Origin of the sequence: Sinomonas sp. G460-2 (assembly GCF_047759905.1) — a bacterium.
In the GTDB taxonomy this organism is placed as follows: domain Bacteria; phylum Actinomycetota; class Actinomycetes; order Actinomycetales; family Micrococcaceae; genus Sinomonas.
Genome location: NZ_JBKZWT010000384.1, coordinates 1 through 3,033, shown reverse-complemented (window position 1 = coordinate 3,033; position 3,033 = coordinate 1). Strand labels below are relative to the sequence as shown.

Here is a 3,033-nt window from a genome sequence, read left to right as displayed (position 1 = left end):
GCAGGGAACGCGTCGGCGATCGCGCGCATGCTCGCGTTCGGGCGGGGATCCGCGGAGGCCAAGGCCGCCAAAGCTAGCGCGGGCGAGGCCTGCGGGGACAAGGCCTGCGCAGGAGGCGCGAGGCGAGCCGCGCCGTCGTCCGCCGTTGCCTGCCCCGCATGGGGGGCGCTGAGGGGGAGCAGCCGCAGCTCGGCGACGTCCATCGCGTTCTCGGTGAGCGTCCCGGTCTTGTCCGCGCACACGACGTCGACGCGCGCGAGCCCCTCGATGGCGGGGAGCTCGTTGACGAGGCACGAGCGGCGGCCGAGCCGGACGACGCCGACGGCGAACGCGATCGTCGTCATGAGCACGAGGCCTTCGGGGACCATGGGCACAAGCGCGGCGACCATGCCGCGCAGGGCGTCGGGCAAGGGCTGTCGCCCGGAGAGCTGGTTGTACACGGAGAGCAGGCCGGCGGGGATGAGGAGCCACGTGATGACCTTGAGGATCGTGTTGATGCCGTTCCGCAGCTCGGAGTTCACGAGCGTGAAGCGGCTCGCCTCCTCCTCGAGCTGCGCGGCGTACGCCTCGCGGCCCACCTTCGTGGCGCGGTACAGGCCCGAGCCGGACGCGACGAAGCTGCCCGAGAGGACCGTGCTTCCGGGGCCTTTGATGATGGGATCGGATTCGCCCGTGAGGAGGGATTCGTCGATCTCGAGGGTATTCGCCGCGAGGACGTCGCCGTCCACGACGATCTGATCGCCGGGGCCGAGCTCGATGACGTCGTCGAGCACGATCTCGTTGGGGGACAGAGCCGTGGTCCGTCCATCGCGGCGCACGTGGGGACGCGCCTGGCCCACGATCGCGAGGCGATCGAGGGTGCGCTTCGCGCGGAGCTCTTGGACGATGCCCACGATGCTGTTGGCCACGATGAGGCCAGCGAAGAGCCCGTCGAGGAGGTAGCCGGTGGAGAACACGATGACGGCGAGCACGGCGAAGATCGCGTTGATCCGCGTGAAGACGTTCGCCCGGACCACGTCCCAGGTGCTGCGCCCGGCCCGTGGCGGCACGTTGTTGGTCGCGCCGTCGGCCACGCGCCGCGCGACATCCGCCGCGCTCAGGCCGCGCTCGGCCACGGCAGATTCGGTCCCCACCTCATGCCCCATGGATCAACACTAGGCGGTTCTCACGCCCTGTTCTTGAAATGGCGGAACAGGCGGCTTTCCCGCAGGGTGCCGACTGCCGCAACGGCGCCTCCCACCGCGGCGAGGGCCCCCGCCGCGCAGGTCAACGCGGAGGCGGTGAGCGTCGTGGCGAGGGTGCCGCGGGAGAGGAAAGCGCCGACGACGGCGGCAGCCGAGAGCGCGCCGCTCGCCGCGGCGACCGCCCAGATTGCCGATTCCGTCCCGACGATGACGGCAAGGCGGCTGGCCCGGACGCCGACGTGGAGGGCGGCCGAGAACTCGAGTCGGCGCCGCACCACGGCCCCAACACCGAGAACGGCTCCGAGGACAGCGGCCGCGACGGGGGCGAAGCGCGTGACGCGGGCTTCGAACTCGGCCGAGCCCTCCCACGTGGTGCCGAAGCTCTGGTTGAGGAGCGAGACCGAGGCGCCGCCGGGCTTGCCGTCGGTCCCGTCTGCGGTTCCCCGGAGGAGGCCGTCGCGGGACGACGTGCTGGGCCACACTTCGGCGAGGCACGCGTCGAAACGCCCGGCGGCGAGGGCCGGCAGCAGGACGGCGTTCGCGAAGCGCGGGTCGCGCCCGTCGCGCTCGGTGTACGGGTACACCCCGGCGATCGTGAAGGCCCCGCGGTCGGTGGCGATCGTGTCTCCAGGCTCGACGCTCCAGCGCGCGGCGAGCGTCTCCGAAACGAACGCTCCGGGAGTCTCGGCATGGCTCGCTCCGACTACGCGGAGGAGGCCCTGAGTCACCTCGAAGGCAGGCACGGTGAGGCCGCCGAGGGCAGCCAGGGACAGGGGCGAGGCCTCCCGAAGGGCCCCGGCGGATTCGATGCCCTCAACCGAGGAGAGGGCGTCGCATGCGTCGGGATTGATGGCCTTCTGAGCGGTTGCGACGCGGATGGCCGCACCGGACGCCCGGTAGGCCTGCGCTTGCGCGTCCAGGCGCGCGACGGCGGCCCCGTCCGCGACCGAGAGCGCCACGAGCAGCAGCCCCAGCGTGGCTGCGAGCAGGGTCGCGCGGCTCGTCCCCGAGGCGACGTTGCGCCAGCCCTCGCGGAGGCATTCACGGAGCCGCATGCGCGGCCTCCGAATAGCTCGAGAGGTCCACGACGGCGGCGCACGCCGCGAGCGTCTCCGCATCGTGGCTCGCGACGACGACAGCCGAACCGCGTGCGGCGAGCGAGGCGAGCACTGAATTGACGGTCGCGGCGTTGGCTCGGTCGAGTTGCGCCGTCGGTTCGTCGACGAGGATGAGGTCGGGACTCCCCGCGACGGCGCGGGCAAGCATGAGCCGCTGCGCCTCACCGCCGGAGAGCGCGGAGAAGGGCGCATCGGCGCGATCCGCAAGCCCGAATTCGTCGAGGAGCGCGAAGGCCTCCGCATCCGCGGCCGTGCGACGCGAACCGTGGGCGAGAAACGCGAGGGTGACGTGGTCGAGGGTCGTGCGGCGCGGCACTCCGAAGGGGTTCTGGAACACCCACCGCGTCGTGGTGCCGCGGGCGACGACGACCGTTCCCTCGCGCGGTTTCTCCCACCTCGCGATGAGCGAGAGGAGGGTTGACTTCCCCGATCCCGACGGTCCGGCGACCCCCGTCACGAAGCCGCGCTCGAACGTGGCGCCGAGTCCCCTGAAGAGCCACTGGCCCGTCCCGAAGCCATGGCCCACGTCGTCCAGCCGGACGACTGCCCCCGAGAATCGCGCTCCGGTCATTTCGCCGCGCACGCGGACTCCGTCCACGTCCAGCCGAGGCGCGCCGACTGCGGGGCGGTCCCCTCGAACACGCCCAGCACCGCGCCGCCGCTGGAGCCGACGACGCGAAGCCGGTGGTCGGCGTCGTCCGTCCCGCGGACGCACGCCTCCGGCCCCTTCG

At 72.2% G+C, this 3,033-nt stretch carries 3 protein-coding genes; all 3 read right to left on the bottom strand.

Features of this window, described 5'->3' with window-relative positions; translation table 11 throughout:
* The coding region (locus ACLN58_RS20175; RefSeq protein ID WP_415857016.1) for an HAD-IC family P-type ATPase at positions 1-1,145 on the bottom strand (1,145 nt) is incomplete at its 3' end.
* Positions 1,146-1,165: 20 nt separating this feature from the next.
* Positions 1,166-2,239 (bottom strand): hypothetical protein, encoded by a 1,074-nt coding sequence (locus ACLN58_RS20170; protein WP_415857015.1) that lies wholly within the window; start codon positions 2,237-2,239, stop codon positions 1,166-1,168.
* Complete coding sequence (locus ACLN58_RS20165; protein WP_415857014.1) at positions 2,226-2,885, bottom strand: ATP-binding cassette domain-containing protein; 660 nt, start codon at positions 2,883-2,885, stop codon at positions 2,226-2,228. The genes ACLN58_RS20170 and ACLN58_RS20165 overlap by 14 nt, the downstream gene beginning before the upstream one ends.
* Between the last annotated feature and the right edge of the window lie 148 nt (positions 2,886-3,033).

Excerpts from the sequence above, each read along its gene's own strand:
- ACLN58_RS20170 (WP_415857015.1), bottom strand. The coding sequence starts at position 2,239 with ATGCGGCTCCGTGAATGCCTCCGCGAGGGCTGGCGCAACGTCGCCTCG.